The sequence below is a fragment of the Candidatus Poribacteria bacterium genome (genome assembly GCA_021162805.1).
Lineage (GTDB): Bacteria > Poribacteria > WGA-4E > B28-G17 > B28-G17 > JAGGXZ01.
Genome location: JAGGXZ010000042.1, coordinates 1 through 3,584, shown reverse-complemented (window position 1 = coordinate 3,584; position 3,584 = coordinate 1). Strand labels below are relative to the sequence as shown.

Here is a 3,584-nt window from a genome sequence, read left to right as displayed (position 1 = left end):
TTCCTGCTTCCTGTCTCCTATCGGTGATACTGCTACACTCAAAGGGAATTTGAGCGACCGGGATATGTTGGGTTCTTCCGGTTCCTGGGGAACTTCAAAGATCTGAACTGTTTTGGCAAGGGGGAGGAAATCCCGGAGGCAGGTTTAGATCCAAGGATAGCCTCTGCTGCTAAGAAAGGGGCATATGCTTAGATCTTTATCTCTCCTGTGATGGGGGATGGTTGAAATTTCCACTTGACGAGGGGGGGGATGATATATGCTACACTTATAGGGAATATGAGCGTTGCTGATTATGCCCTGAAGGAATTCAAAGTAAGGAGGGAGTAAGATGCGTAGATTTAAATTTCTCCTCGTTTTAGCGCTGGGGATGCTGGTAGTATCCCAGTCGGAGGCTTCCAAATGGATAGCTTTCGATCCCGCCGTGAGTTCCCCTAGACAACCGGTCATCAACGTGTTAAAATCGGATGACACACAAGCTGTGCTGGAGATCAGCATCTTCGGCATGCTTGTGGAAGAAATTAATGTGAACGGTAAGCTGTATCAGCGGCTGAGAGTTCCAGAGTACGCTACTACTGTAGAACCAGGAAAACCGGAGTTGCCAGCCATCAGCAAGTTTGTGATGATACCATGGGATAAAAACCCGTCCCTGAAAGTAGTTGAGGCGAAATTCGCCACTTTGAGGGGCAAGTGGAACATCTATCCGTATCAGCTCAGATTTGATGCGCCAGAAGAAGGAGATCAGTTTCAGATCGATGTTGCTTTTTATTCGCAGAACCGGTTATATCCCGATGTGGTAGCGGGGATTTCCCCTCCTGGGATATGGCGTGATGTAAGGATAGTGCATCTAACGGTTTATCCGATCCGATATAATCCTGCTGTTAAGCAGTTGGATTTCTGCAGGCGAGTAGTAGTTCAAGTGGATTTCTTACCTGGTCCACTCAGCGCTGACGTCAGGGAAGCGCTCAGGAGAAAGGCGATAGTGACGCCGGAGAGGGAGGAGATATACAGAGGGATAATCAACTATGACAGGCGATATCTGATACCAGGAGCGGTGGTAGGGTGGAGTGATCCGATTTGCCAGATAATAGTGCCTGATGAGCTTTATGATCGTGATGATCCCAACAACCCGATAAACAGGTTGGCGAACTACTGGAGAGGGCAAGGTTACACCATATGGATAGCTACATTGTCCCAGGTAGGTGGAAGCTCTCCCGGTCAGATCAGGAGCTTCATCCGGAGCAGGTATTTCAACTATGGGATAGAGTACGTGCTTTTGGCTGCTGATTCCAACTATATTCCACCGTATACAACCTCAGGAGAAAGCCCAGGTGATCATTACTATGCCGCTCTAGGTAGCATACCTGATTACTATCGGGATGTGAAGATAGGCAGGTTATCAGCTCACGATCTCGATGAACTAACAGTTCTCGTCAATAAGACTCTAGATTATATTCAAGATTCAGAGTCGGGGGACTGGCCTAAAAGAAGTTTGCTTGTTGCTTCCGACGATGATCCCGTCTATGAGGAAGGGAAGGAAAATATAAGAAACGATCAATGGTATTACCAACCTATATTTGATACTGCATATGGTAGCGATGGAGCGACTAATAATAACATTATAAATGCTATCAATAATGGCAGAGGTGTAGTAAACTACAGAGGACATGGTGGTCCCGAAGCGTGGGATACGTGGAGTGGAAATATAAGCTTCACCACTGATAATGTAGACAGCTTAACCAATGAGAACAAATATTGCGCTATATTCAGCATCTGTTGTAGAACAGGAGAATTCGATTGGGATTGGGATTGCTTAGCAGAAGCTTTCTGTAAGAAATCCAACGGTGGAGCTGTAGGTGTGGTAGCGGCATTTGGTAAGACTAATCCGCTGCCTAACAATTACTTCGATGAATGGCTATACGTATACACATATGGTGCTCCCCATTGTAATATAGGCTCAGCGCTTGATGCTGCGATCTTCTGGACGTTGGAAGAGTACATGGGAGATATCTATAAATCACCGACGCGCTACACATGGTTTGGCGATCCGCTTTTAGATCTTCATGTAACCCCAATATATAAAGCTCCTAGTTTAGCAGGACTCGACTTGAACTCAAAGAAGTCAGCTGAATTGAAGAAAACTATGCTCCTTCAGAATTTCCCCAATAAAGCTAATCCTGAGACATGGATCCCCTATGTGCTTGCAAAGCCTACTGAAGTTACGATTGTAATCTATGATACCGCTGGTAAGCTTATCAGAAAATTGGAGCTTGGATATAAATCTGCAGGTGTATATGTAACCAGAGACAAGGCCGCGTATTGGGATGGTAGAAATGAGAGAGGAGAGAAAGTCGCTAGTGGTATATACTTCTACACTATGAGAGCGGGAGATTTCATATCAACCCGAAGGATGTTAATACTCAAATAGTGATTTCAAAACTGACCTGTGGGTCAGAGACCCCACAGGTCGATTATTTCACCGTGAGGAACATGAAAAAAATCGCATTTCTGCTTTGCATGATAATAATGATAGGCTGTGGTGAGAGGGAACCGAAACCTGTCTATCTGATAGATAATACCCCTTTTGGAGATCCAGGAGCGTTGGTGAAAGTCTGGTTCACGGGTGAGATCTCCTTAGTCACATTTGACGGCCAGCAAGCCTTCAAGATCTACTACGATGAGAGAAAAAACTGGTGGTGTGCGGAGTGGAAAATTCCCGAGGATGAAGAGGCTAGAACCTGGGATAATCGGAGGATCATCCTTATCAAGTGGGAAAATCCAAGAGGTGGAAAAGGATCTAGGGAAATCGTGCTTTATACTGGTTGTGGTACACCCCCCAAAGTGATAAAAACGGATCCTGTCAATGGGAGCAAAGTCAATGCCGAGGAAGTCAACAGGGATGGTATCATCGTGGTCTTCAGCGAGCCGATATCGCTCAAGATTAGCGAGGATGTTTTCGTCTTGAGGAATTCGTCCGGCAAGAGATTGAAGTGGAAGGTGTGGTGGTCTTCCGATAACAGCATAGCGATCCTGAAACCTAAAGAGGGTATGGAGCTTAAGCCCGGGGAGAAATATACGCTGACGATCAAGGATTACTTTGATCCGGCGGGCAATGAAGGCGTGGAGGTGAAGGTAGCCTTCACAACGAAACCAATCTAAAGTTTTATTCCACCGAAGCGGGAGAGGAAGGTATGTGAGCCAGGGGAACTCATGATTCATCTCGGCGCTGAAAAAGCCATTTGGATATGAGGTGTTCAACCTTGGCAACTCGCGAGCGGTGGAGTTGCTGGAGGTTGTGAGGTTGATGGTAAGTTGTAGGGGCTAGGCATTCTTCTTTGAATGCCTAGCCCTACTACAAATCTGCGATTCTCCTCCCCTGTTACCGGGATGGTTCATCTTGAGGACGCAAGGCCTTGCGCCCCCTATAACGGCGGAAATTGTCACCCTAATTGTGAACCATCTTCCTGTTACCGATAAATTTCTTATAGAAATTACGCAGCTTTTGAGAAGGCTTGATCCATAAGGGATTCTACCTTCTCAAGGTTGTCTCTTCCCCCATTTGATGAGGATTCAAATAAAGAGTTCCA

2 protein-coding genes are annotated in these 3,584 nt (G+C 46.0%); both read left to right on the top strand.

Translation table 11 applies throughout. The features are described 5' to 3' along the window. The first annotated feature begins 328 nt into the window (after nt 1–328). A complete protein-coding gene (locus J7M22_03030; protein MCD6505578.1) occupies nt 329–2,425 on the top strand; it encodes a hypothetical protein in 2,097 nt (698 codons plus the stop codon). 62 nt (nt 2,426–2,487) lie between these two features. Further along, nucleotides 2,488–3,156 (top strand): Ig-like domain-containing protein, encoded by a 669-nt coding sequence (locus J7M22_03025; protein ID MCD6505577.1) that lies wholly within the window; start codon nt 2,488–2,490, stop codon nt 3,154–3,156. Nucleotides 3,157–3,584: the final 428 nt, after the last annotated feature.